We start from the raw sequence: 24827 nt of genomic DNA on the forward strand, positions 1-24827 counted from the left end.
AAATTATCCGTTAAAAGCTATAGATTTATTTTATATCTAACCTCTAATTTCTAACTTCTGATTATTTATTAAGTGCTTTTTCAACTTCATTTCCGCAAAGATCCATAATGGAAATTCCGTAATGTTTTGCCTGCTGAGGAAGAATGCTTGCAGGAGAGAATCCTGGATTGGTATTCATCTCAAGCATATAAGGAATCCCGTTCATTAGGATAAATTCACTTCTTGAAAAACCACTCATTCCTAATGAATTGTAAGCTCTTTTGGCAATTTCTTCCACTCTTTTTGTGGTCTCTTCGTCAATTCTTGCTGGCGTAATTTCTTCAGAAGCTCCTTCATATTTCGCTTCATAATCAAAAAACTCATTGGTAGGAACAATTTCTGTAATTCCTAATACGATGGTTTCACCTTTAAAATCAATAACTCCTACGGAAACTTCCATACCGTCCAGGAAACTTTCAATCAGGATTTCATTATCTTCTTTGAATGCGATTTCAGTAGCAGCAATCAGTTCAGATTTTTCTTTTACTTTGGAAATTCCCAGAGAAGATCCGGATTGGTTAGGTTTTACAAATAGTGGAAGATTAAGTTCTGATACAATCTCATCCACATTGATGTTTTCACCTTTTCTTAAATAAATACTTTTAGCAGATGGAATTCCGTATTTTGATAAAACAGCAAGAGTATCTTTTTTATTGAAAGTGAGGGCACTCTGGTAAAAGTCACAACCTGTGTATTTTTGACCGATTGCATCCCAGTATGCCTGAAGAATACCATTTTCTCCCGGAGTTCCGTGGATGATATTGAAACATGCATCAAATTTTAAGGTTTCTCCATTATCTAAAGTTACAGAAAAATCTCCTCTGTTGATGGCATATTTTTTATCATTTTCACCTAAAAAATACCATTCATCTTTAAGGACTACTACTTTATATACGTCATAGAGATTTCTGTCTAAAGAATCATAAATCAATTGTCCGCTTTTTAAAGAAACGACATATTCATCAGAATAGCCTCCCATTACTACGGCAACACTTTTTTTGTTCATAACCATATAGTATCAATTAAGGCAAATTTAATCATTTTATGTAATCCAGTATGGGAAATCCGCAAATTTTAAAATCAAAAATGAATTGTGTTAAATAAAAAGTCCATTCTAAAATTATTAGCTATATTTGCGGTTATAATTAAAGTATTTTTAAGTATGCTTAAATCACTTTTCAATTGGAAAGTTTTACTGAATTTAGTAGTAGCCATCGGTGTTTTCGTAGGGCTTGTATGGCTTACATTTCGCTGGTTGGAGTACCATACTAACCACGGTCAGGAAATTCCTGTTCCCAATATTGTAAATAAATCGGTACATGATGCCGTTAAAATATTAGATGATACAGGGCTGGAATATGAAGTTGACAGTGCCAATTACGACCCGAAATACAGACCTTTCCAGGTGTTGCAGGTATATCCTGCGCCAGGTTCCCGTGTAAAGGACGGTAGAACCGTAACGCTTAAAGTAAATCCGAGAACATGGGCTCCTATTGCTGTGCCGAATGTTATCAATAAATATTCAGGACTGGCATTCCAGAGATTGGATCAGGTAGGTCTTAAAATCGGAGATACCATCTATGAGCCTAGTATTCAGAAGGATGCCCTTTTAAGAATATTGTATAAAGGAAATGCTGTAAACCCGGGAACCCGTTTACCTAGATTCTCTACTATTGATGTAGTGGTAGGTTCTGGCCCGATGAGAAATATTTCCATTCCTAATGTAGTAGGACTTACAGTAAAAGAGGCAAGAGCTGTCATTACCAAAAGTATGTTTGAAGTAGGATTGGTAGAGCATGAAGACGGAAGTAAGGATGAATCTGATATTATTTACTATCAGGATCCTGCCTCAGGAGATGTTCGTGATCAGGGAATGCAGATAGACCTTTGGGCAAGTAAGAAAACTCCGGCAGAGCTGAGAGCGAAAGTAGAACAGCTGAATTCTATTTACAGAATGAAAGTGGATACTTCACTTCCTCCGGTACGATATGAAGAAGTGCACAATGAGCCAAGCTATGAAGCGCCGCCAGTACAAGCTCCTGCACCTAGAAGAGAAACTCCAAAACCTGAAGTTCCGAAAACTGAGACTCCTAAGCCTCAGACTACAACTTCTAAACCTGCAGGCCAGGGTACAGAGAAGCCTAAAACTTCTTCCACTACTCCTGCCACAGGAAGTACAGCCAAGCCGGCTGCTTCAGCAACTGCCCAAAAGCCGAAAGCTAAGAAGGTAGTCGTAGAATAAGATCAGATTAATATCAAAAATACAGGCTTCAACTATAAAATGTTGAAGCCTTTTGTGTAAAAAATATAAAACATGTCAGAAGATAACGAAGATTTTTTAGATGAAGAATTATTAGATTCCAACAGTATTGAAAACATCGATATTGATGAAGAAAATAAAGGATTGTACGAACATCTTAATATCACTGTAGACAACAAACAGGAACCATTAAGGATTGATAAGTTCCTTTTGATATACAGACAGAATTCTTCAAGAAATAAAATTTCACAGACCTGCAGAGCCGGAAATGTTATCGTGAACGGAACTGCAGTGAAACAGAACTATCGTGTAAAGCCGGGAGATCAGATCTCTGTGCTCCTTACCCACCCTCCGAGAGAGAACGTTATAATTCCTCAGGATATCCCCGTAAACATCATTTATGAAGATGATGATCTTGTAGTAGTGGATAAAGAAGCAGGAATGGTAGTACATCCAGGATTTGGGAACTGGGACGGAACATTGGTGAATGCTCTGGCCTTTCATTTTGAAAAGAATGGAGCAAAGTCTGATCTTGACAGGGTAGGACTTGTTCACAGGATTGATAAAGACACATCAGGACTGCTGGTAATTGCTAAGAATGAATATGCATTGAGCTTCCTTGCCAAACAATTCTTTAACCGAACTACCAAAAGATTATATTGGGCTTTTGTGTGGGGAAATATGCAGGATGAAGAGGGCACAATCAGAGGGCATATCGGGAGACATCCTAAAAACAGAATGCAGATGTCGGTTTACGAAGACGGAAGTCATGGGAAACATGCAGTGACCCATTATAAAGTTCTTGAGAGATTCAAATATATGACCTGGGTAGAATGTAAACTTGAGACGGGAAGGACCCATCAGATCAGGGCGCATTTCAGACATGTCGGGCATACTTTGTTCAATGATGAAAGATATGAAGGACATACGCCTTTAAGAGGGGTAAATCTTCCGAAATATAAGCAATTTATAAAAAATGTTTTCGAGATTTTACCAAGACACGCTCTTCATGCCCATACCCTCGGATTTATACACCCGACGACAAAAAAGGAATTATATTTTGAGAGCCCAATGCCCAAAGATATGGCGGATGCCGTAAAAAAATGGAGAAATTATTTAGAAAACTAAAAATATATTGAGAATTTTTTTATATTTGTTGAATTGAAATCAAGATTTGTTATGAGAAAACTATATGCTATCGTATGTTTAGCTCTTTTGTCAAATGCATACAAAGCACAAGAATCACTACCATACTATCAGCAATATCTTTTGGATGGTGAGTTCCTGTTCAACCCAGCTCAATACGGAAAGACAGATTACGTACAGCTCAACGCCAATTATCAACAACAATTTTCAAAGTTCAACAATTCTCCGAATGTACAGTCAATCGGGATTAATGCGAATATCTTTGATAGAGTAGGTGCTGGTATTTCCGTGTTCAGAGATAGCAACGGACCTATTTCTGCTGGAGGTATTACGGCTGGTGCTTCATATTTTATTCCTCTAAGTAGTGAAGGAGACAGAAAAGACCAGTTCTCTTTCGGTACTAGTGTTAACTTCTATAACATGAACTTTGATTATTCTAAAATTAATACTGAAGAAGGAGGTGACCCATTATTAAGAGGTGAAGAAAGTAACATATTCATGGTGTATGCCAACTTTGGTTTGGCTGCTACCTACAGAGGTTTATTCGGGGGTGTTTCCGTAAATGATATCGCATTAAGTAATGATGCTTCTATCGTAAACAACTACGAGCCTTCTCCAATTAAATTCTTCTTAAACTTAGGATATAACTGGAACATTGCTGATAATATTACTATTGCACCATCAGCATTGATCAACCTTAATACAAACTCAACGAGAATGATCGACTGGAACTTAATGGCGACTTTCTCTAATGATATCAACGCATTCTCTTTCGGGGTAAGCTACAGAACGGTTCAAAACAGATTTGATAACCAAAACCTGAGCATCTCTCCAATTGTAAAAGTAAGATTTAACAAATTCATGATCGGAGCTACTTATAACCTTGGATTGTCTGACATCCAGAGCTATGGAGGAAACAGCTTCATGATTGGTCTTGGTTATAACTTCGACAACTTCATTAATGCTAGAGGATTTAGATACTAATTAATTTAATTTAAATAAATTTGAGCTCTGAAATTTTTCAGAGCTTTTTTTATGATATATATTCACATTCCGTTCTGTAAACAAAAATGCAGCTATTGTAACTTTCACTTTTCAACATCCCTGAATTTCAAGGATAAAATGCTTCGTGCCATGAAAGCTGAAATACTGCTGAGAAAAGATGAGTTACAGAATAAAAACCTGAAATCCCTGTATTTTGGGGGCGGAACACCATCGATTCTTTCTGTAGATGAAATCCGTTCTTTAATAGATGAAGTTTTAAAGTACTTCAGCTTTGAGAAAGATATTGAAGTCACGCTGGAAGCTAATCCCGATGATCTGGATAAAAATTTCCTAAAACAGCTGGCTGGAACACCGGTAAACAGACTGTCTATTGGTACTCAAAGTTTTTTTGAAGAAGATTTAAAACTCATGAACAGAGCTCACAGTGCTTCCGAAGCAGAAAGCTCTATCAAACGGGCACAAGATTTCGGTTTTGAAAATCTGAGTATTGATCTGATCTATGGTTCACCGACTTCCAATCTGGAGATCTGGAAAGAAAACCTGAATAAAACTATTGCGTTAGAAGTTCCGCATATTTCATCTTATGCATTGACTGTTGAGCCTAAAACTGCTTTGGAAAACTGGATATCAAAAGGAAAAGTAAAAAGTCCTAAAGAAGAAGAACAAAACAGAGAATTCTACTACCTGTCTGACTTTTTAAAAGATAATGGTTTTGAACATTACGAAGTTTCCAATTTTGCAAAACCGGGCTTCTACTCACGCCACAATTCTGCCTATTGGAAATATCAGGAATATCTTGGAATTGGCCCTTCGGCACATTCTTATAACGGATTTGATGTCAGAAGCTGGAACGTAGCCAATAATCAGCAATACATCAAAAAGCTTAATGATAAATTATTAGCCAAAGAGGAAGAAATTCTTTCTCAGGAAGATCAGTTTAATGAAATGATCATGATTGGTTTACGTACCATTTGGGGAGTAGATCTGGAAAGTTTAAAAAATAAATTTTCAGAGAGAATGTTAGAGCATTTTCAGAGAGAAATCAGGTCCAAAATTGAAGAAGGTATTTTAATCATTGAAAATGATCATTTGAAAATTCCTGAGAAGCATTGGTTTATGGCAGACGGAATTGCTTCAGATTTGTTTATTGTATAATGTTTGTATGTATACAGATATGCCATAAAATTCACTATTTTTGTATAAAATTTCAGGTCATTTGAAAACTAAAAAACAAGATTATTCACATCTTTCACCAAGCCAGCCTATCGGAATTTTTGATAGTGGAGTGGGAGGTCTTACCGTTGCCAAAGAAATCAAAAGACTTCTTCCTAACGAAGATCTGATCTACTTTGGAGATACAAAGCATCTTCCTTACGGAGAAAAATCCAAGGAAGCAATTATTGAATATTCTACAAAGATCACCAATTTTCTGCTGGAGCAGAACTGTAAAGCGATTGTTATTGCCTGTAATACGGCGACGGCTAATGCTTTGAATGAAGTGATGCAGTCTGTTGCAGGAAAAGTACCTGTCATAGACGTTATTAATCCTGTTGCTGAAAAAGTATCTTATGAAATCCATACTAATGTAGGAGTGATTGCTACCAAGGCAACTGTGAATTCAGGGCTTTATAAAAAAAGTATCCGAAAGCATAATAAATGGATCAAGGTAGATGAATTGGCAACACCATTATTGGTTCCTGCTATTGAAGAAGGATTTAAAAATCATCCAATTACCCACGCTATTATTTATAATTATTTAAGTAACAGTAAATTAAAAAATATTGAAACATTGATTTTGGGCTGTACCCATTATCCTCTTTTAATAGATGAAATCAAGCAGTATTACGGAAACAGAGTCCGTGTGATAGACTCTCCGAATATTGTAGCCAATCATCTGAAGATCATTCTGGATAAGTACAATCTCTTAAATGATCATAACTCAAAACCCAATTATCATTTCTATCTTTCGGATATTACCAAGAATTTTGAAAAGATCTCTAAGAAATTCTTTGGAAAAACAATTGATTTAGAATTGAAAGTATTATAAATAAAAAGTCTGCTATTTAGAGCAGACTTTTTTATTTGTGTTCTTTGTGAAATAATTTGTGAAATTCGTGTTTAAATTACGCTTCCACAATTACCTTTTCAGCATTCAGTCTTTTCTTTGGATTAAATTTAGGCTGATTGGCATCTGCTTCATCTCTTTCCCCGATGGCTACGGCAAATAACGTTTCGTATTTTTCATTATTCAGAATAAGATCATATTCTTCAGGTTCAATCCCCTCCATTGGAGTAGAATCTATTCCCATCGCAGCACAGGCAGACAAAAGTACTCCTAAAGACAAATATACCTGATGCCCCAGCCATGATTTTATAGCATCTTCTCCTTTAGGCTTTACCATCGTGCGATAATAATTAACAGAACCTTCCGGAAGATTTTCTTCAATTTGCTTTTCAAAGTTTTCAATGTTTTTGATCACCTGAAAGACAATGATATGACTGCTGTCCAGTACTTTTTCTTTATTAAAATAAGATTTATCACCCAATTGCTTTTTCAGTTCCGGATCATTCACGAAAATAAAATTCCAGGGCTGACTGTTAATTGATGATGGACTTAAATTTAAAATCTCCTGAAGCGTTGCAATTTGTTCTTCACTGATTTTTCCTTGTGGGTTATACTTTTTTACAGTATACCTGTTTTTCATTTTGTCTAAAAAGTTCATAATTTTATACTATCATTTTTATAGTTACAAAAGTAATTTAAGTTTACTAACTTTGCAATAACGGTAAAAAATGATAGTATAAAAATGTATACAATAGATAATAAATCCTATCCCTGCTGCACCAGTGTCACCATGAAATTTATAGGTGGAAAGTGGAAAGCAGTAATTTTGCACCACCTTATTGGCGGAGCTAAGCGGTATAATGAGATAAGAAAGTCAATTCCTACGATAACAGAAAGGACATTGAGTTTACAGCTAAAACAATTGGAAGAAGACGGAATTGTAGACAGAAAGGTTTTTACAGAAAAACCTCCTTTAGTAGTGGAATATGAATTAACAGACTTTGGAAGAACTTTATTACCTGTTTTGGAAGCGATAACAAAATGGGGCGAAGAATCTCCGGTCATATCAAAAAAAATAATCAGGAATTAAAGTTCCTGATTATTTTCTTTATTCGGTTCAAAAAAACTGAAACTTACGTTTCCGTATTTTCGGGTATCTATTAAATTGGGATGGTCAAGCTTCATACGGCTTTGGTGTTCCACAATAAGAACTCCGTTTTCTTTCAGGTATTTGTTGTTTAAAACCAGAGAAATCAGTTCATGATACTTTTTCTCTTCCATTTCGAAAGGAGCATCAGAGAAAACAATCTCAAATGATTTTTTATTTCTGAACTTTTTAAGCCAATCAAATACATCACCTCTCTGTACATTAATCTGAAGCGCCATGTCAAGCTCAGAAGCCGTAGAATTGATAAATGCCGTATGTTTTGGATTCATTTCTACAGAAGTAATATTCTGGCAGCCTCTGGAAGCAAATTCAAAGGTAATAGAGCCAATTCCGGCAAAAAGATCAAGCACGGAGATTGACTGCATATCGTATTTGTTTTCCAGAATACTGAATAAAGCCTCTTTCGCAAAATCGGTAGTAGGTCTTACATCAAAGTTTTTAGGAGCGGCAATCTTTTTGGCTTTCCATTTGCCTGATATTATTCTGAACATATTTTTTTGTTAGGGTTTAGGTTGTAGATTATAGGTGGCAGGTGACTGTGTCTAGGAACTAACTCCTAATCCCTGCGGCCTGCAACCTAGTTAAGTATAAAATTCTTGTTTGGAATATTGTCAAAAACAATTTTCAGGTTTTTAACAAATTTCTGAAGTTCGGAAATGAAGGTTTCATTTTCCGTAGTTTCTCCATAAGCGTAAAAGCTGGTTTCATTGATTCCGAAACCTATCTTACTCAATGTAAACATAATGAAGTAAAGGAAATCTACTTCTGAGTTCACATCCAGGTTGTTATAAAGAATGATTTTTTTATTGTCAATCGCAAAAAATTCACACTGATTATGATAAAGATTGATGTGAATTTCTTTGGTGGTTTTATTATTGATAGAACTTAAAAATTTTTCTCCTGAGAAATTAAAATGAACCGGTATTGCCAGCTCTTTTATTTTCTTATAATAGTTTTTCGGGAAAGTATAATAAAACTGGATATTGAATTTTTTGTTGATGGAAAGCATCAGTTCTTCCTGCTCTCTGTCGGCAGGAGCGTTGAAAGCAATCAGATCAAATCCTGTCTCATGCTCAGAAAAACCTTCCGGCATCAGGGTGAAATGATTGAATGCGGAAATCACCTGGATCTCGTCATAGCGCTGCTTAATAAGAACTTCGTCCAGCTTTTGCTCAATAAGATTGGCTGGTGTCTCTTCAGTAACGAAATAAGACTTTTCTTCCAGAATGTTTTTGTTTTTAACAATCTGATAGATCAATCCGTCTTTGGTAAAAAGTAAATTAAGTACGTTCATATTTCAATTCCTGCAAATTTAGTGAAATTCTACCATTACCGCACCCGATTGATGGTGAAGTATTTCCTTATTATAAAAATCAATATTGACCTGGCTTTCCAATACATCCCGAACCATCCTCTGTAAAGTCCCATCACCAATGCCGTGAACAATTTCCAGCCTCTTCAGGTTGTTTCTTCTGCAAAACTCAATCACTTCAATTAATTTTTCCTTTTGAATAAACAATCTTTCAAAGCTGTCATAGTCACTCGGATTCTTCACCAAATTATGAAAATGCAGGTCTAAAACCAAATGATTTTTCTGATGTTTCTTAGAAATTACTTTTTTAGGTTCTGCTTTTCTTATGATCCTTATATTTTCATAGAGACCTGTATCTTTCGGAACCAGTTTTTCTTTAGGATATTGATGGGTAAAGCCATATTCATCTTTAAAAACGACAATATTTCCCTTCACGGAAGTAATTACTCCGCTTAAATCTTCATCTACTACCGAAACCTGATCGCCGATCTTCATATTTTTTTAAGACTTGTCTGAACCCATTATTGATGCAAAGGTAAAAAGTAAAAGGTATAGAAAACAAACACCTTTATCCTCAAACCCTCACTCTCATCAAACTCTCGGTCCCAATTCAATAATTTCCAGATCTTTGATTTCCTCACCATCTACTACAAATCGCATCATCGTTCTCACTTTATGCCAGCCCTGTTTTCCACAGGCACCAGGATTCAGATGAAGGAGGCTGTTTTTTTCGTCATACATGGCTTTCAAAATATGAGAATGCCCTGAAATAAACAATTTCGGAGCTTTTTCTGTAATTTCTTTCTTAGTAAGTGGGGTATATTTTCCGGGATAACCTCCAATGTGAATCATCAGAACTTCCAGTTTTTCACAAAAAAAACGGTTTACTTCCGGAAATTCTGCCTGAATTTTAGCATTATCAATGTTTCCGTAAACTCCCTTGAGTGGTTTTATTTTTTCCAGCTGTTCAATGACATTCAGATTTCCGAAATCTCCGCAGTGCCACACTTCATCGGCCTGAGAAGCATATTCCAGAATTCTGTCATCAATATATGAATGAGAGTCGGAGAGGAGAAGAACTTTTGTCATTATCTAAGGGTTCTTTCAGTGATATTTTCGTGATACTTATCCTTGAAAATGGCTAAACGATCCGGATTTAGTTCTCCTTCCTGATTGATTACTCTTTCTTTCAATAGCCATTTTACCAGTTTTTCCATTCCTTTTTTGGAATTCATAAAATTGGAAATTTTGCCCAGATCGGTAGATTCTACTTTTACTTTTTCAGTGAGAAAATTCAAAATAAAATAATCATCACTTACATATCTTGGAGTTTCATTATCCATATACCGGTAAAGAAGAACTTCCTCATCATCTTTCATAGAGAAGAATGAATACTGTGCTACGTTGATCTTTTCAGCTTTCAGAATCTGTTTTCCATCCAGTAACACTTTATCATCTTTAATGGTGACATCCTGAGAAAAATATAAATTACAGCTTATCATCAATAAGAAGAAAGTCAATAATCTCTTTACTATCATTTTTACTATTTTTTTAAGACTGCAAATATAAACAAGCTTTTATAAACTGAGCCGGGATCTTAGTCGGTAATATTTCTTGTTTTCCGGATAGAATCCAGTTTCTTTTCAATATCCGCACTGAAAACCTTTTTTAATTTCAGTTGATTCTCTGTAAGTTTTGAAATAACAAAGGTACCGGTCATATTGGTATTGTAAGGAAATAGTATAGTCAGTGTAGAATCGGAAGCTTTTTTCCAGCTTCCGATATAACGGTCTGGTTTTTCACTTTTTTTAGTAACAGGCTCTTCCAAAGCATCATATCTCAAGGTAGATTTAATGAGATTCCCGGTTATTTTTCCGTTTTTCTGAAATCTTATTCCTTCCCTTCTTGCTTCAAAACCATCCTGTTTTTCATAGGTATAAATATAGGAATCCATTTTACTGAGATTCCAGGTTTGCAAAAGCAAAGGGTTGGCAGTTCTGTCCTGGGCTTTGATACCAATGATAGCGAAAAAAGAAAAAATACAGATACAAATGGGCTTTTTCATGAATACAACTGATTTATTGTAAAGTTTTAACATTGCTAAAATTAGCATCGCTTAATATTTAGTAAATTTGGGAAAATTAAAATAAACAATGAAACAGAAACTTTCTTTTTTCATTTTTCTTTTAACCGTAGGATTGGCGAATGCGCAGGTTGAAGAAAAAAAACTGGACGAACTGATCCAAAATACCCTGAAAACTTTTGATGTACCGGGAATGTCAGTAGGAATTGTAAAAGATGGGAAAATGATCTATTCCAAAGGTTTTGGTGTACGTTCACTCACTTCCAAACAGCCTATGGATGATAATACATTAGTAGGTATTGCTTCCAATTCTAAAGGTTTTACGTGTACAGCTTTAGCCATTTTAGCAGACGAAGGAAAACTGAACTGGGATGATAAAGTTTCAAAATATATTCCTGAGTTCCAAATGTATGATCCGTATGTATCTCAAAATGTTACAATCAAAGACCTTATCACACATAGAGCCGGATTAGGACTTGGGCAGGGAGACCTGATGTTTTTTCCGGAAGGAGGAAATATGACAGTGAATGATATTGTGCACAATGTAAGATATCTGAAACCGGAAAATCCTTTCAGAACAAAATTAGATTATAACAATATCATGTTTATTGTTGCCGGTGAAGTTATTCACAGAGTTTCCGGATTAAGCTGGGCAGAATTTATTGAACAGAGAATTATGAAGCCTGTAGGAATGGCTTCAAGTTTCGGAAGCTACAACAGGGCAAAAGCTACAGCCAATAAAATTGATGCACATGCACCTGTGGACGGAAAGGCAATTGCTGTTCCCCACGACTGGAATGAAACGGGCAATGCTGCGGGAGGAATCATGAGTAATATTAAAGATATGACAACCTGGGCAGAATGTCTATTGAATAACTTCACCACAAAAGATGGTAAAAAACTGGTTTCTGATAAGAATGTTCAACAATTATGGAGCCTGCAGATTCCAGATAGAGTGGCAGCGAAAAACCCATATGATACGAGTTTTTACGGATATGGTTTAGGGTGGTTCTTAAGTGATGTTAAAGGACATAAACAAATACAACATACCGGCGGATTGATCGGAACCGTTACACAGTTTACATTAATTCCGGATATGAAACTGGGAATTGTAGTATTGACAAACCAGCAGTCCGGAGCAGCTTTCAACACCATTACCAATACCGTGAAAGATTCTTACCTTGGGGTAGCAGACAGAAACTGGCTGAAAACATACGGCGACAGAATGTCTAAAATGGAAGCAGAATTTGACAAGCAGAAAAAAGATGCTTTTGCAAAATCTGAAGCCTTCAAAAAAGAAAAATCTTTGCAGCCAAAAGCAGAACAGTTTACGGGAACATATAATGACGTTTGGTTCGGTGATGTAGAAATTGCACAACAAGGAAATACGTACAGAATTTCATGTAAAAATTCACCAAGATTAAAAGGAGAATTACTTCCTTATTCCAATAATTCTTTCATCATCAAATGGGACGACAGAAGCTATGATGCAGATGCCTATATTATTTTCAGCTATGATGAAAACGGAAAAGCAGAATCTGCAAAATTGAGGGCCATTTCTGATGTAACGGATTTCAGTTTTGATTTTGATGATCTGGATTTGAAAAGAAAGTAGAAGAAAACGTTACAAAAAATATTCTTTAAAGAGCGGGCTTTGGTTCGTTCTTTTTGTTTTTAAATATAGTTTGTTTTCTTGGATTTAGCTGATAATGGCTAACCACCCCGTCAAAAATTCTTTGAATTTTCGCCACCCCTCCGGTGGAGGGGAATGTGTAGTCTGTAAAAGAAATGTTGGTTTATTGTACAAGATTTAGATCCTGATTTGCTAAAGTAAGCTCTGAGTTAAGGTGCTGTTTTTCAAAGAAATCTTTTAGCTCAAGAAGTCTTTTCTTATTATCATAATGGATGCTTGAATTCAATTTTCTTTGACAAAGTGAGCAGGCTCTGGCCAGGTGATAATCCGTTTCAGGTAGTGAATTGGTTCCATTCATCACACAATTGGCATTCAGGCAGTGGCTGATTCCGAACATATGTCCAATTTCGTGGGAACTTATTTTTATTAATCTTAAAAGACTTTCGTTGAAATTTGAATCGGTTAAATGACCATTTGCAAATCTGTACATCGAAGTTACTCCTACACCATCTTCATAAGAAGCCAGTCCGAAAACATAATTCCATTCCGGTTTGGGGAAAAGGTCTTTCTCTGTAATTCCCATAAGGACTACAGCATCTTTAGGCTTTCTTTTGATCAGAATGCTGTCCAGCACATATCCTGCAAGAATCTGTTCTTGTCCTTCCTTTGAAATTCTTTTCACTTTTTCAGGAAAGATGGTATTGGGTAGAGCTGGTAGTATTTTTGTTTCCAGCTGGTAATATATTTTCAAATATTCTTTGGTGAGTGCTATTTCTTTTTTCTGAATTTCGTCAAAAGCCCCGATGGGCTGAAGATAAATGGTGTTTTTTCCAGGTTCGGGTTTTATTTTTTTTGATTTTTGAAAATCTTCAAACGTCTGGAAATGTTCATCATGATTATGGCGCCAGCTTCCGGGCTTGATAGAAGGAAGCTTTATGTCATTCTTTGCGATAGATTCATAGTACGTTTTCTTCTGTTTCTGACATGAGAAAAGAAGAGTAATTATTGTGACATAAAAAAATAATGACGTGAAGTTATATTTTCCCTGGCTCATAAAAGAAAAGTAATTTCTTTTTAGCACCATCAAATTCTGACCACGATTCACAGTCTACTTCAAAACCGGCTACTCCGCAGGTGGGAAAATGAAAAATATCTTCAGAAATGGAATTGGCAAAATTGGAAATTCCATTATTGTGAGAGAAGAAAGCAACCGAATTCAGGTTGTCATCCAGGTCATAAATTACAGATTCAAAACTTCTTTCCGAGGGATTATATAATTTTTCATCAGTAGAACAGTTCAACTGATAAGTCTGATTAAAAATTTTACAGGTATTCAGTGCGCGTACTGCGGGGCTGGATACAAAATGATCAATAGAAATATTATTGTTTTTCAGGAATCTGGACATGTGCATAGCATCCTCCAAACCCTTGTCTGCCAAAGGTCTGTCAAAGTCCTCCGTTTCCTCCGGCCAGTCGCTTTTTGCATGTCTTACGAGGATGAGTTTCTTCATATAATTGTTTTTTGGAAGATTAAAATTATAAAAAAAATAATGGAATAAAACATGATTTATATAAAAAAACTGCGTTATGAATAAAATCAGTAAATTTTACTAAATTTGCAGACTTATGGGACAAATCCTTGCAATAGACTACGGAAAGGCTCGTTGTGGTATCGCTGCAACTGATGATATGCAGATTATAGCCAGTGGGCTGGAGACTGTGGAGAACCGTTCTTTAATGGAATTTTTGAAAAAATATTTCAGTGAAAACAAGGTAGATGAAGTCGTAATTGGGCTTCCCATAGATTTGAAAGGAAACATTTCGGAAGTGGAAACCGATATTTTAAAATTCATTGAAGAATTTAAAAAAGAATTTTCGGATATTGCGGTTCACCGTTTTGATGAAAGATTTACTTCCAAAATGGCTTCATTTTTTATTTCTCAAAGTGGAAAAAGTAAGAAAAAGAGGCAGGAAAAAGGATTAATAGATAAAGTAAGTGCAACAATCATATTGCAGAATTTTTTAGAACAAAGATTAAGATGATTTTACCGATAAGAGCTTTTGGGGATCCTGTTTTGAGAAAAGTGGGAAAAGATATAGACAAAGACTATCCCGCATTACAGGAATTGATAGATAACATGTTCGAAACAATGTACAGCGCAAATGGCATAGGTCTTGCTGCGCCTCAGATTGGTTTGGATATCCGTCTGTTTGTAATAGACGTGACGCCTCTTGCAGAAGATGAGGATTATGAAGATATTAAAGATGAGTTGGCATCGTTCAAAAAAGTATTCATCAATGCACAGATTCTTGAAGAATCCGGTGAAGAATGGAAGTTCAACGAAGGTTGTCTTTCTATTCCGGATGTAAGAGAAGACGTGAAGAGAAAGGGAACAATCGTTATTGAATATTATGACGAAAATTTTGTGAAACATACAGAAACTTTTTCCGATATTAGAGCCCGCGTAATTCAGCATGAATATGATCACATTGAAGGAGTTTTATTTACTGACCATCTAAGTGCTTTGAAAAAGAAACTGGTAAAAGGTAAACTGACAAAAATTTCTCATGGTGACGTAAACATCGGTTACAAAATGAGATTTCCAAAGTAATTTAAACAAGGATTAAAAGAATAATATAAAGCAAAAAGCTAGTGCTGATTGCAGAATTTACAAAAAATAAAATTATGCTGTTAGAAAAAATAATTTCAATTTCTGGAAAACCAGGACTTTTCAAATTAGTTTCTCAATTAAGAAACGGATTCATCATTGAAGATGTTACCAACAAGAAAAAAGTAAGCATTGGAAACTCAAGCCAGGTAAGCTTATTAGACAATATTGCTATGTTTACATTTGAGAAAGAAGTTCCTTTGTTTGAAGTATTTGAAAATATTGCTAAAAACAACGATTATAAGGAAACTATTTCTCACAAATCTTCTGATGCAGATTTGAAAGATTTTATGCTGGCATCTCTTCCTAACTATGATACAGAAAGAGTATATTCTTCTGATATCAAGAAATTGGCTCAGTGGTACAACATCCTTCATAAAGCAGGATATATCACTCCGGATAGCTTTGTGAAAGCAGAACCTGAGACTTTAGACGGAGAACCGGCAACAGAAGAAGTAAGCATTGAAAAAGAAGCTAAAAAAGCTCCGAAAGCAGAGAAACCAGCTGCTCCAAAAGTAAAAGCTACTTCAGCTGCAAAATCAGCTCCGAAAAGTACACACAGAAAACAAGGATAATTCTTTCAATTAGAATTAAAAATACAAACCTCGTCAGAATTGGCGAGGTTTTTTCGTTTATATAATTGATAATAGCAGCCAGTTGTATCATTCTGATAAAAGAAAAATTGCTTTAAAGTAGAATAGATTCTTCATTTTGCGTTGCTTCAATCAGAATGACAGAAACAATCCTTAAATTTGTAAGACTTGAATTTTCAAACTATGAATACGAAACAGGAGAAACTGGAGGCTTTTGGCAGATTACTGGATATTATGGATGATTTGCGTGAAAAATGTCCATGGGATCAGAAACAGACGTTAGAATCCCTTCGTCACCTTACGCTTGAAGAGACTTATGAACTTTCAGACGCTATTTTGCAGAACGATTTGCAGGAAATAAAAAAAGAATTGGGCGATGTCCTGCTTCATCTTGTTTTTTATGCTAAAATTGGTTCGGAAAAAGAAAGTTTTGATATCGCTGATGTGATTAATTCCCTTAATGAAAAGCTGATCTTCCGTCATCCTCATATCTATGGAGATGTTGAAGTAAAAGACGAAGAAGAGGTGAAACAGAACTGGGAAAAATTAAAATTAAAAGAAGGAAATAAATCTATTTTGGGTGGTGTACCGAAAAGCCTTCCGAGTTTGGTAAAAGCTTACAGAATTCAGGATAAGGTAAAAGGAATTGGTTTTGAATTTCATGATGCCGAAGATGCATGGAAAAAAGTAGATGAAGAGATTCAGGAGTTTCATGCTGAAACTGATTTGGATAAAAAAGAACAGGAATTGGGAGATGTTTTTTTCTCACTGATTAATTATGCCAGAATTTCAGGTATTAATCCGGATTCTGCATTAGAAAGAACTAACCTGAAGTTTATTTCAAGATTTCAAAAGATGGAAGGACTTGCCGAAGAACAGGATTTAAAATTGGCAGATATGTCTCTTGAAGAAATGGATGTTCTCTGGGAAAAAGCAAAAAAACTTTCTTAATTCCTGATTGGAACAATTAATGCTTCTTATATTCAGTTAAAAAAATAAAAAATAAATATGCTACGCTTTCTTATTTTACCTACTTTGTTTTTATTGAGCTGTAATCCAAAAGCTCAGAATTCTCCTGCCAATGAAGACGAACTGAAAATTCAGTTTGCTTTGCCCAAAAAGTTGAAGGAGGTTTCCGGAATTACTTTGTCTAAGGATAAAAATACCATTTGGCTGATAGAAGACAGAGGCAATAAAAATGCAATATACGGGGTCAATAATAAGGGAGAAATGGTAGCAAAAGTTCCGGTAGAAAATGCGGAAAATACCGACTGGGAAGACATTATATCAGATACCCAGGGGAATATTTATATCGGAGATTTTGGTAATAATGATAACGATAGGCAGGATCTGGCTATCTTAAAAACAGACCTTAAAGATAGTAAGCAAACGGTGACGAAAGTGGTTCAGACTACGAAATTCCATTACCAGGGGCAGACGGAGTTTCCTCCGAAAAAATCTAACCTGTTGTACGACTGTGAGGCTTTTGTAGAAATGGATGGGAACTTTTACTTATTCACCAAAAACAGGTGCAAGGGTTTTGACGGAACTTTCCTTGTATTCCAGGTACCTAATAAAGAAGGAAATTTTGAAGCGAAGTTAATAGGAACGTTAAAACTTGAAGGAGGATACAATGATGCAGCTATTACGTCTGCTACCATCAACAGTACGAAAGATAAAATTGTATTGCTGACGCATAAGAATGTACATGTTCTTACAGGATTTACTGCAGATAATTTCAGTGCTACAAAAATTCAGAAAATTCCTTTGCATCACAATTCTCAGAAAGAAGCTATTGTTTTTCTTGATGATAAGACATTAATGATTGCTGATGAGAAGGGCAAAGATGAAGGTGGAAATGTGTATACGTTTTCGTTTTAAAGAACAGAATTTAATAAAATTAAAACCCCACAGATTTATTCTGTGGGGTTTTTTAATAAATATATAATGTTATGAAGTGATTAATATTTCTACTGCTTACGGAGTAAGATATGATATATAAATATTACCGCCGGACAAACGGAAATCCTGAGTATAGACACACTGTACTTTGAATGTTTCTCCTGCATTGAAAAAGCTAATGGATGAAAGATTGTGATACACTGTAAGAGTACGCTCCCCATGTCCCGTAGATGAGCTGGCAAGTGTTGTATTGGTAGGGGAAACTTTTTGGATATACGTAATAGCTGTTCCTGCGGTTTGCCCGTCAGGGTTTAAACTAAGATTATAAGTGACATAGGGAACAATATTATAAAACCCAGCTTTTACCACTGTGAAAATCCCGGTTGTTTGTGAATAGGTAAAATAAGAGCTGTCAATTTTATTAGTTACATTAAAAATATAAGGTTGTACAAAACTTCCGGAGTTGTTATGAGATCCTGTATAACTTCCGCTTGCCGGGCTGATGTCTGTTTTATTTCCCACATAAACCACTTTTAAAAAGTTTTGTGATTCAATTGTTTTCCAAACCGGGGCACTGCCAGGACCGGTCGACATTAAAACTTCGTCTTTGTTTCCGGAATTACCTTTCGTTTTGTCGTCTCCCCCTACATTCAAGTCTTTCACGACCTGAAGAGAGCCGTTGACATGTAAGGTATTTTGAGGTGTGGGTGTTTTAATTCCTATTTGGGCATTTAGATGTACGAACATGACAAATAGTGCCATGTATAATAGCTTTTTTTTCATTCAATTGTTTTTTTTGTTAAAACAAATATAGAATGTTTTTAAAATGTCTGTTTTTTAATAAATTAATAAACATATAAAACTATGTGTGGCTTTGATCTATATAGCTGAAAATATGGCTTTTATTTAAAAGCCATATTTGTATTATTGATGAAAATTGCGAGTTGAAAATTAGAATTATTAAATTCAATTAAAATTGGAATTTTTTCGAATTACTTATTTGAAACAAATTTAACACATTGTTAATCAGGTTTTTATATCTGTTTGCGCTAATTGTATGAATTTGAATTAATTTCTTTTTTTTAAGCTCATTTAAAACTTCATTCCTATTCCCGCAGAAAGTCTTCCTCCGTCTGAGCCATAGAAATAATTTAATCTGGCAGACATCATTTCTACAATGCTTAGCCATAAACCAGCACCGGCGGATTGATGCCATTTTCTTGAATTTTCACTGTCATTCCACACACGGCCGATATCGTACCCGATAAGTATACCCATATTGGCAGGAGCAATATTGTTTCTTATTCTCCCGAAATCCCATCGGATTTCCGAGTTATTGGTGAAGTATGATCTTCCGGCAAATCTTTCATTTCTGAAAGCTCTCATTCCATTATTACCTCCAATAGTTGCGGCCTGATAGAATTCAAAATTGTTGTTATTGATCCACATTACGTTACTGGAATTGGCAAATACAAATTTTCCTTTCTTATCAATTCTGTGGTCAACGGCCAGTTTTCCTTTTACAGTTACAAAGTTTTTATTGAAGTCAGAAAGAGTAGCTTTCCAGTCTGCATTAAGCATAAATTCAAGGCCAAGAGTAGGAAATGCTGCATTATCGGCATTTTTATAACCAAATGTATAATTGGCTCCTACAAACTGCTGGCTGTTGAATACACCCGGTCTTACATCCGGAGACTGATTGATGAAACGATCAGCTTTTCTTTGTACTTTATTATCTTCAAAAGTCAACTGAAATTGGTGGCTGAGGTTCATCCAGCTTTTTTTAGAGATAGAAGGCGCAAAGTTGAACTTAGAAATTCGGGCTCTGTTGTATTCTCTTTCTGTATCTTCTTTGTCGTACTCACTTTCATTGGAAAGGCCAAAGAAATTCTGAGAGAATCTTGGAGTGGTATAAAATGCATCAAGATTGAAATCCCAACCTGAGATAGCCTTTTTAAATACTCCTTTATAGGTAAGACTGAATCCTGCTGTAGCGGTATAAAAATTAGCTTTTAAGCTGTGCTTTTGAGTGAAAGGATCACGAATGAAATTATTCACGGTATAATTGGCCAGAACACCTACAATAACACCATCATCCGGGTTATAGTCCAAGTTGGGATACCCTGCAACGGAATTGTATTTCGGGTGCTTGTAATTATAGCTGTTGATGTCATAATCATCCGTAATGTTCTTGGTTGCGTTTCCGGAATTGTAAGTGTTTTTTTGAGATTTAAAATCGTAAATCTTTACTTTTCTTCCATCTGCAACGTTATAGGTATCATGATTATATCCACCGATCAGTCTGATTGTCATTTTAGGATTTCCGCTTCCCGTTACTATATAAGTATCATCATCTTCCAATCCGTAGATCCACAGTTCTTTTGTTTTTGAATCGTGGTAATTTTTTTCAAAAACCAGTTCATTCTTATCTTTATCCTTGCCCAGTTTATATTGCTGTACCAGTACTGAGTGTCCGTTTTTCGTAATAATAAATTTATCAGGATGCACGGTTCCTGCCAGAGGTACTTTTTTCTGTAATACATCATAATACTGGCTGGCGTAGCTCACAAGTTTTGTTTTTCTTGCTTTCAGCTTTCTCTGGATTTCAGCAATAGTATCGTCCTGTACTTCTTTTGGAAGATTGTGGAAGGCATCATCAATATCTGCATCAGTCAGATGTTCCTGAATATATTTTGCCTGTGCTTCCCATTCACTTTGGTCTGCCCCTTTTAAGAAAACAAGATCCATCGGATAAGGTTCCATAGCAAGCCATTTGACACTGCTGATGTCTTCAGTAAAGGTTTTCATGTGACGGATGGCCGGAACATTCATAATCAATTTAAATGCAGCTCCGTCATATTTGCTGAATGCCTGATCCCTGTCTTTCGGAATAGGTTTGTAAACTACTTTGTCACCTGCTTCATATTCAGCCCATTTCCACTGATCCGAGTGTCTGTCCCAGTCACCGATAAGCATATCAAACAGTCTTGCTCTGATGTAGGATTCTCTGTCAACAGAATATTTATTGCTTTTATTGAGGTTTTTTAATACATCATCCGTAGAAACGATATCTTTTGCATGATCGAGATAAGCCAATGTTTTCGGATCTGAAGAAAAACGTTCTTCAATCATATACATTTCATCTCCATAATCTTCGTTGTATTTACCCAAAGCATGCTGCTTAGGAATATAATACAGTTTTGGATTGCTATGGAAAATATTAAGTTTTTCCGACATATTTCCAATCGTAAAAGGAGTAAACGGATGGTTGGTAGTATAAAAGTCCAACAAGAACTTTTCAGGGAATGTATCTGCAAGTTCTTCTCCTAATGTACTTTTTGTGAAAGCCATATTATTAAGAAAACGGATGGCACTTTTTTTCACTCCACGCATCACAAATTCCTGCCCGTCTGTAGATTTCAAACGTAAGCTGTTGGATTGGTTTCCTCCACCTTCTCTGAAAGGAATGTATCCGCCGTTCAATTCTGAAAGATTGGCTGTAGGGGCCTCAATAGGGATTCCATAATATCTTCTGTAGTGATCTCCCCAAAGCCAACGGTAAAATTTTCTTTTTTCAGTAAGCTGTACCGGATAAATGGTTGATGAAAATGTTGCAGGAAATGAATTCGGAAAATTGTTGACAAATACATCCGGTTTGGAAAACACCGAAATATGAGTCAGTTTTTGAAGCTGTGCATTTTTGGTAGAAAAATATTCAACATCTGTGCTTTCATCTTTTCTGAAATTTAAAACTGCAAAACCGCTGCCTCCGTAAGAAAAATCAGTTTTCTCTACAATGGTAGACGGATCTGTTTTGGAGCCTGCACCACTGATGATCTGTCTTAAATTTCCATCTTCATGATATTGCAGGTTATGATCATGTCCGGAAACGAAAATAATATTTTCCTTATCCTGAACGATACTTTTCAGCCTGTTGGCCAGATCCGCATAATGCTGGTTATTGATGTCTTCCGGACTTGCTCCGGAGGAACTTCTTAATATATTTACGACACTCGCTACTACAGGAACCGGAACTTTACTTTTGAAAGGATAAAGATGTGACTTTGCAGAATTAAAACCTGCATGGGTTCCACTGCTGATAATAGGGTGGTGCAGAGCAACAATGATTTTTTTACCCTGATTTTTAATAATGAGATCTTTAAATTCATCAAAAAAAACTTCACGGGTTTTAATATTGCAGTTCTTGTTAATTCCGGGATGATTGTCCCAGTTCGTAATTACCCATTCCGTATCAATGGCGATAAGCTTAATATCTTTAGAAATATTGATGTCGTCAATAGGACATCCGTTTTTAGGCAGAAATGCTTTTTTATCGTCAAGATATTTTTTTACCAGACCTTCCTGGGTATTCAATCCTTCCAGTCCGTTGTACCAGTCGTGATTTCCGGGAATGACTAATGTTTTACCTTTGAAATTCTTTGTTATTGCAAGTTGATTCTCCAGTTTTTGTCTGGCTGTTGCATAATCTTTATCTGTTTCTTTGGGCATCCCATTCGGATAAATATTGTCCCCAAGGAAAATCAGCATAGAGTTACTATCGGCAGAATCAAGTTTACTTTTCAGTAAATTCAGTGTTTTTTGTGCCTGAGGTTCATCCGAGTTTCCTGCATCTCCAATCAGAAAGAGTTTAAAATCATTATCAGATTTTATTTCGGAATCTTTTACTTCATATAAGTTTTTGCCCTTTTGCACGTTATAGGTAGCACATGAATAAAGGACTCCTGCGGACATTACCGTTCGAAGAACAATAGAAGTATTTTTTAGATGAGTTTTAAAGGATAAATTCATAAATTTACATTAACAAAATTTCAGGGATGAGCATTTTACAAAAAGCTAAAAATTATGTTGAAATCTTATTCAAAGATAAGTTATCTTCAGTATATTTTTATCATAATTTTATCCATACTGCCTATACAGTTAATAAGGCTGAGGAAATCATGAAAAACACCCCTGTTTCTGAAGAGGATCAGGAGAAAGTACTCGTAGCATTATGGTTTCATGATACGGGGTATATAGAATGTGCCTTGAACCATGAGGAGAGGAGTGTAGAAGTAATGAAAGCTTTTTTACATCAGGAAAATTATCCTGAAAGCTATATTGCGGATGTTGAAAAACTGATTCTGGCGACCAAAATACAATATGAGCCTCAGAATTTACTGGAGAAAATTGTAAAGGATGCCGATTTCAGCCATTTCGCAGGGCATGATTACAGCGATATTTCTGATGCTTTGAGAAAAGAATGGGAACTAACCAATGTAAGATGTTTTTCTAACGAAGAATGGAATGCCGGAAATCTTGATATGCTGAAAAATAAGCATACTTTTTATACGGATTACGCCAAAGAAAACTGGGAACCACTGAAAAAGAAAAACATTAAAAAGATCGAAAAGAAGCTGGAAAAAGAAGAAGAAAAAAAAGAGAATAAGAAGGAAAGCTCAGAAGGCAAAAAAGAAAAAGAAAAGTCGGACAGAAGTGTAGATACTTTATTCAGAGTAACGCTTAATAATCATACGAGGCTGAGTGATATCGCCGACAGCAAAGCCAATATTCTTTTATCTGTAAATGCAATCATCATTTCGGTTTGTCTTTCCGTTTTGGTACCTAAACTGGATGCTCCTAAAAATTCACATTTGATTCTTCCAAGCTTTATATTATTGCTTTCAAGTGTACTGACGATCATATTTGCTATTTTGTCTACAAAACCGAATGTGACGAAAACCACATTTACTTCTCAGGATATTGCCAACAGAAAAGTAAACCTTCTTTTCTTCGGTAATTTTCAGCAGATGTTGTTTGATGACTACCATAATGCGATGAAAGATCTTATCAAAGACAGAGATTATATCTACGATTCTATGGTGAAGGACCTGTATTATCTTGGAAAAGTCCTTGACAGAAAATACAAGCTTTTATCTATTACCTATAAGATCTTTATGGCAGGGATTATTATTTCTGTTCTGTCTTTCGGGGTGGCATTTCTTAGTCTTTAATTAAAAATATACACAAATGATAGTCAGACAGCGAACGAATTGGCTGAAAATGTTATTTATATGGAGAGGTTCCGTATTAAAGAAAATTGTTGTTCAGCTCTCTATCATTACGTTGTTTTCTTTGGCTATTTATTTTTTCAAAGGGAGAATTTTTGATTATAAAGTACATCTTAATCCTACAATTTTTACATTGATAGGACTGGCACTTGCCATATTTATGGGTTTCTGTAATTCGGCGAGCTATGACCGTTTTTGGGAAGGACGGAAACTTTGGGGATTACTTGTGATTGAAACGAGATCTTTGACGAGACAAATCTTATCATTAGTGAATGATTCTTCTCCGGGAGCTTCGGAAGAAAAACAGAACATCATTAAGCTGATCTCTGCATTTTCCTGGTCGCTGAACTTTCAATTGAGAGATAAAACAGGGACAGAGCATCTTGAAAGACTGCTTTCTCCTGAACAATTGGAACAAGTGAAACATAAAAAATTTATTCCCAGTATTATTCTTGGATTTATCGCCGACTGGCTTAATGAACAGAATAAAAAAGGAAATATTGACACGATTGTGATGACTTCTATGGATCATCAGCTGAATCAGTTTTCTAATATTTCCGGAGGCTGTGAGAGAATTTATAATACTCCGCTGCCTTTTGCTTACAGCGTTCTTTTGCATCGTACGGTGTATTTATACTGTTTCTGGCTTCCTTTTGGGCTGGTAGATTCTTTGGGATGGATGATGCCTTTGATCGTGTTGCTGATCAGCTATACTTTTATTGCTCTTGATGCCATTATCCAGGAGATTGGTGAGCCTTTTGGTGAGGAAGAAAATGATCTCGCCCTGAACAGCATCTGCCGTACTATTGAATTTTCTATTTTTGAACAGGCCGAAATTCCGCAAGGTGAATTGAAGAAGCCGGATACTTATTTTGTGGATTAGT

26 protein-coding genes are annotated in these 24827 nt (G+C 35.7%); 14 read left to right on the top strand and 12 right to left on the bottom strand.

Features of this window, described 5'->3' with window-relative positions; translation table 11 throughout:
* Window positions 1-61: 61 nt before the first annotated feature.
* The gene (locus LKL37_RS18010; protein WP_431611855.1) at window positions 62-1045 is read right to left on the bottom strand and encodes a D-alanine--D-alanine ligase; all 984 of its coding nucleotides are present in this window, start codon (window positions 1043-1045) and stop codon (window positions 62-64) included.
* A gap of 156 nt (window positions 1046-1201) precedes the next feature.
* Between LKL37_RS18010 and LKL37_RS18015 the strand changes: the two genes are divergently transcribed.
* The 5 genes from LKL37_RS18015 to murI all read left to right on the top strand — a co-directional run bounded on the left by LKL37_RS18015 (window position 1202) and on the right by murI (window position 6497).
* Window positions 1202-2281, top strand: coding sequence for a PASTA domain-containing protein (locus LKL37_RS18015; RefSeq protein WP_431611856.1), 1080 nt, complete (start codon window positions 1202-1204; stop codon window positions 2279-2281).
* 72 nt (window positions 2282-2353) lie between these two features.
* Window positions 2354-3427 carry an RluA family pseudouridine synthase gene (locus LKL37_RS18020; protein ID WP_431611857.1) on the top strand — a complete coding sequence of 358 codons (1074 nt, stop codon included), beginning with the start codon at window positions 2354-2356 and terminating at the stop codon, window positions 3425-3427.
* Between the two features lie 51 nt (window positions 3428-3478).
* On the top strand, window positions 3479-4429 hold the full coding sequence (locus LKL37_RS18025) for a PorP/SprF family type IX secretion system membrane protein (protein WP_126653524.1): 951 nt from the start codon (window positions 3479-3481) through the stop codon (window positions 4427-4429).
* 51 nt (window positions 4430-4480) lie between these two features.
* On the top strand, window positions 4481-5605 hold the full coding sequence (gene hemW, locus LKL37_RS18030; RefSeq protein ID WP_431611858.1) for a radical SAM family heme chaperone HemW: 1125 nt from the start codon (window positions 4481-4483) through the stop codon (window positions 5603-5605).
* Between the two features lie 61 nt (window positions 5606-5666).
* Entirely contained in the window at window positions 5667-6497 is an 831-nt protein-coding gene (gene murI / locus LKL37_RS18035) for a glutamate racemase (RefSeq protein WP_431611859.1), read from the top strand.
* Between the two features lie 76 nt (window positions 6498-6573).
* Here murI and LKL37_RS18040 read toward each other — a convergent pair whose 3' ends face one another.
* Window positions 6574-7173, bottom strand: coding sequence for a nitroreductase family protein (locus LKL37_RS18040; protein WP_431611860.1), 600 nt, complete (start codon window positions 7171-7173; stop codon window positions 6574-6576).
* 84 nt (window positions 7174-7257) lie between these two features.
* Between LKL37_RS18040 and LKL37_RS18045 the strand changes: the two genes are divergently transcribed.
* Window positions 7258-7605, top strand: coding sequence for a winged helix-turn-helix transcriptional regulator (locus LKL37_RS18045; protein WP_136521048.1), 348 nt, complete (start codon window positions 7258-7260; stop codon window positions 7603-7605).
* Here LKL37_RS18045 and LKL37_RS18050 read toward each other — a convergent pair.
* The 6 genes from LKL37_RS18050 to LKL37_RS18075 form a co-directional block, all read right to left on the bottom strand.
* Window positions 7602-8174 carry an RsmD family RNA methyltransferase gene (locus LKL37_RS18050; RefSeq protein WP_431611861.1) on the bottom strand — a complete coding sequence of 191 codons (573 nt, stop codon included), beginning with the start codon at window positions 8172-8174 and terminating at the stop codon, window positions 7602-7604. The two genes, LKL37_RS18045 and LKL37_RS18050, sit on opposite strands and share 4 nt — an antisense overlap.
* 86 nt (window positions 8175-8260) lie before the next feature.
* On the bottom strand, window positions 8261-8977 hold the full coding sequence (locus LKL37_RS18055) for a DUF3822 family protein (RefSeq protein ID WP_431611862.1): 717 nt from the start codon (window positions 8975-8977) through the stop codon (window positions 8261-8263).
* Window positions 8978-8995: 18 nt separating this feature from the next.
* A complete protein-coding gene (locus tag LKL37_RS18060; RefSeq protein ID WP_431611863.1) occupies window positions 8996-9490 on the bottom strand; it encodes a Smr/MutS family protein in 495 nt (164 codons plus the stop codon).
* A 96-nt stretch (window positions 9491-9586) separates the two neighbouring features.
* Complete coding sequence (locus LKL37_RS18065; protein WP_431611864.1) at window positions 9587-10084, bottom strand: metallophosphoesterase family protein; 498 nt, start codon at window positions 10082-10084, stop codon at window positions 9587-9589.
* Entirely contained in the window at window positions 10084-10533 is a 450-nt protein-coding gene (locus LKL37_RS18070; RefSeq protein ID WP_431611865.1) for a hypothetical protein, read from the bottom strand. Before LKL37_RS18070 ends, LKL37_RS18065 begins: the two co-directional genes overlap by 1 nt.
* A 59-nt stretch (window positions 10534-10592) precedes the next feature.
* Entirely contained in the window at window positions 10593-11060 is a 468-nt protein-coding gene (locus LKL37_RS18075; RefSeq protein ID WP_431611866.1) for a hypothetical protein, read from the bottom strand.
* 88 nt (window positions 11061-11148) lie between these two features.
* Between LKL37_RS18075 and LKL37_RS18080 the strand changes: the two genes are divergently transcribed.
* Window positions 11149-12693 (top strand): serine hydrolase, encoded by a 1545-nt coding sequence (locus tag LKL37_RS18080; RefSeq protein ID WP_431611868.1) that lies wholly within the window; start codon window positions 11149-11151, stop codon window positions 12691-12693.
* Between the two features lie 181 nt (window positions 12694-12874).
* Here LKL37_RS18080 and LKL37_RS18085 read toward each other — a convergent pair whose 3' ends face one another.
* Both LKL37_RS18085 and LKL37_RS18090 read right to left on the bottom strand, forming a co-directional pair.
* Window positions 12875-13765, bottom strand: a complete 891-nt coding sequence (locus LKL37_RS18085) for a Zn-dependent protease (protein ID WP_431611870.1) — start codon at window positions 13763-13765, stop codon at window positions 12875-12877.
* Window positions 13746-14222 carry a SixA phosphatase family protein gene (locus tag LKL37_RS18090; RefSeq protein ID WP_089696944.1) on the bottom strand — a complete coding sequence of 159 codons (477 nt, stop codon included), beginning with the start codon at window positions 14220-14222 and terminating at the stop codon, window positions 13746-13748. The genes LKL37_RS18085 and LKL37_RS18090 overlap by 20 nt, the downstream gene beginning before the upstream one ends.
* Before the next feature lie 115 nt (window positions 14223-14337).
* On the opposite strand from LKL37_RS18090, the gene ruvX reads away from it, so the two are divergent.
* The 5 genes from ruvX (at window position 14338) to LKL37_RS18115 (ending at window position 17854) form a co-directional block, all read left to right on the top strand.
* A complete protein-coding gene (ruvX, locus tag LKL37_RS18095) occupies window positions 14338-14754 on the top strand; it encodes a Holliday junction resolvase RuvX (RefSeq protein ID WP_431611872.1) in 417 nt (138 codons plus the stop codon).
* Complete coding sequence (gene def / locus LKL37_RS18100; protein WP_431611873.1) at window positions 14751-15323, top strand: peptide deformylase; 573 nt, start codon at window positions 14751-14753, stop codon at window positions 15321-15323. Before ruvX ends, def begins: the two co-directional genes overlap by 4 nt.
* Window positions 15324-15397: 74 nt before the next feature.
* Entirely contained in the window at window positions 15398-15955 is a 558-nt protein-coding gene (locus LKL37_RS18105) for a DUF5606 family protein (RefSeq protein ID WP_105704129.1), read from the top strand.
* Between the two features lie 201 nt (window positions 15956-16156).
* The gene (gene mazG, locus LKL37_RS18110; protein ID WP_309434006.1) at window positions 16157-16924 is read left to right on the top strand and encodes a nucleoside triphosphate pyrophosphohydrolase; all 768 of its coding nucleotides are present in this window, start codon (window positions 16157-16159) and stop codon (window positions 16922-16924) included.
* A 57-nt stretch (window positions 16925-16981) separates the two neighbouring features.
* A complete protein-coding gene (locus LKL37_RS18115) occupies window positions 16982-17854 on the top strand; it encodes a hypothetical protein (protein WP_431611874.1) in 873 nt (290 codons plus the stop codon).
* 96 nt (window positions 17855-17950) lie between these two features.
* Here LKL37_RS18115 and LKL37_RS18120 read toward each other — a convergent pair whose 3' ends face one another.
* Window positions 17951-18658 carry a hypothetical protein gene (locus tag LKL37_RS18120; RefSeq protein WP_431611875.1) on the bottom strand — a complete coding sequence of 236 codons (708 nt, stop codon included), beginning with the start codon at window positions 18656-18658 and terminating at the stop codon, window positions 17951-17953.
* Between the two features lie 309 nt (window positions 18659-18967).
* Window positions 18968-22684: a metallophosphoesterase gene (locus LKL37_RS18125; protein ID WP_431611876.1), complete on the bottom strand. Its 3717-nt coding sequence runs from the start codon at window positions 22682-22684 to the stop codon at window positions 18968-18970.
* 26 nt (window positions 22685-22710) lie between these two features.
* Here LKL37_RS18125 and LKL37_RS18130 point away from each other — a divergent pair, with 26 nt between their 5' ends.
* Window positions 22711-23886, top strand: coding sequence for a Pycsar system effector family protein (locus LKL37_RS18130; RefSeq protein ID WP_431611877.1), 1176 nt, complete (start codon window positions 22711-22713; stop codon window positions 23884-23886).
* Window positions 23887-23902: 16 nt separating this feature from the next.
* Window positions 23903-24826: a bestrophin family protein gene (locus tag LKL37_RS18135; protein ID WP_431611878.1), complete on the top strand. Its 924-nt coding sequence runs from the start codon at window positions 23903-23905 to the stop codon at window positions 24824-24826.
* The last annotated feature ends 1 nt before the right edge of the window (window position 24827 follow it).

Origin of the sequence: Chryseobacterium sp. 'Rf worker isolate 10' (assembly GCF_050753305.1) — a bacterium.
Lineage (GTDB): Bacteria > Bacteroidota > Bacteroidia > Flavobacteriales > Weeksellaceae > Chryseobacterium.

Bases quoted from the DNA above. Each gene is read 5' to 3' on its own strand.
- LKL37_RS18010 (WP_431611855.1), bottom strand. From the start codon at position 1,045: ATGAACAAAAAAAGTGTTGCCGTAGTAATGGGAGGCTATTCTGATGAA.
- LKL37_RS18015 (WP_431611856.1), top strand. From the start codon at position 1,202: ATGCTTAAATCACTTTTCAATTGGAAAGTTTTACTGAATTTAGTAGTA.
- LKL37_RS18020 (WP_431611857.1), top strand. From the start codon at position 2,354: ATGTCAGAAGATAACGAAGATTTTTTAGATGAAGAATTATTAGATTCC.
- LKL37_RS18025 (WP_126653524.1), top strand. From the start codon at position 3,479: ATGAGAAAACTATATGCTATCGTATGTTTAGCTCTTTTGTCAAATGCA.
- hemW (WP_431611858.1), top strand. From the start codon at position 4,481: ATGATATATATTCACATTCCGTTCTGTAAACAAAAATGCAGCTATTGT.
- LKL37_RS18040 (WP_431611860.1), bottom strand. From the start codon at position 7,173: ATGAACTTTTTAGACAAAATGAAAAACAGGTATACTGTAAAAAAGTAT.
- LKL37_RS18045 (WP_136521048.1), top strand. From the start codon at position 7,258: ATGTATACAATAGATAATAAATCCTATCCCTGCTGCACCAGTGTCACC.
- LKL37_RS18050 (WP_431611861.1), bottom strand. From the start codon at position 8,174: ATGTTCAGAATAATATCAGGCAAATGGAAAGCCAAAAAGATTGCCGCT.
- LKL37_RS18055 (WP_431611862.1), bottom strand. From the start codon at position 8,977: ATGAACGTACTTAATTTACTTTTTACCAAAGACGGATTGATCTATCAG.
- LKL37_RS18060 (WP_431611863.1), bottom strand. From the start codon at position 9,490: ATGAAGATCGGCGATCAGGTTTCGGTAGTAGATGAAGATTTAAGCGGA.
- LKL37_RS18065 (WP_431611864.1), bottom strand. From the start codon at position 10,084: ATGACAAAAGTTCTTCTCCTCTCCGACTCTCATTCATATATTGATGAC.
- LKL37_RS18070 (WP_431611865.1), bottom strand. From the start codon at position 10,533: ATGATAGTAAAGAGATTATTGACTTTCTTCTTATTGATGATAAGCTGT.
- LKL37_RS18075 (WP_431611866.1), bottom strand. From the start codon at position 11,060: ATGAAAAAGCCCATTTGTATCTGTATTTTTTCTTTTTTCGCTATCATT.
- LKL37_RS18080 (WP_431611868.1), top strand. From the start codon at position 11,149: ATGAAACAGAAACTTTCTTTTTTCATTTTTCTTTTAACCGTAGGATTG.
- LKL37_RS18085 (WP_431611870.1), bottom strand. From the start codon at position 13,765: ATGAGCCAGGGAAAATATAACTTCACGTCATTATTTTTTTATGTCACA.
- LKL37_RS18090 (WP_089696944.1), bottom strand. From the start codon at position 14,222: ATGAAGAAACTCATCCTCGTAAGACATGCAAAAAGCGACTGGCCGGAG.
- ruvX (WP_431611872.1), top strand. From the start codon at position 14,338: ATGGGACAAATCCTTGCAATAGACTACGGAAAGGCTCGTTGTGGTATC.
- def (WP_431611873.1), top strand. From the start codon at position 14,751: ATGATTTTACCGATAAGAGCTTTTGGGGATCCTGTTTTGAGAAAAGTG.
- LKL37_RS18105 (WP_105704129.1), top strand. From the start codon at position 15,398: ATGCTGTTAGAAAAAATAATTTCAATTTCTGGAAAACCAGGACTTTTC.
- mazG (WP_309434006.1), top strand. From the start codon at position 16,157: ATGAATACGAAACAGGAGAAACTGGAGGCTTTTGGCAGATTACTGGAT.
- LKL37_RS18115 (WP_431611874.1), top strand. From the start codon at position 16,982: ATGCTACGCTTTCTTATTTTACCTACTTTGTTTTTATTGAGCTGTAAT.
- LKL37_RS18120 (WP_431611875.1), bottom strand. From the start codon at position 18,658: ATGAAAAAAAAGCTATTATACATGGCACTATTTGTCATGTTCGTACAT.
- LKL37_RS18125 (WP_431611876.1), bottom strand. From the start codon at position 22,684: ATGAATTTATCCTTTAAAACTCATCTAAAAAATACTTCTATTGTTCTT.
- LKL37_RS18130 (WP_431611877.1), top strand. From the start codon at position 22,711: ATGAGCATTTTACAAAAAGCTAAAAATTATGTTGAAATCTTATTCAAA.
- LKL37_RS18135 (WP_431611878.1), top strand. From the start codon at position 23,903: ATGATAGTCAGACAGCGAACGAATTGGCTGAAAATGTTATTTATATGG.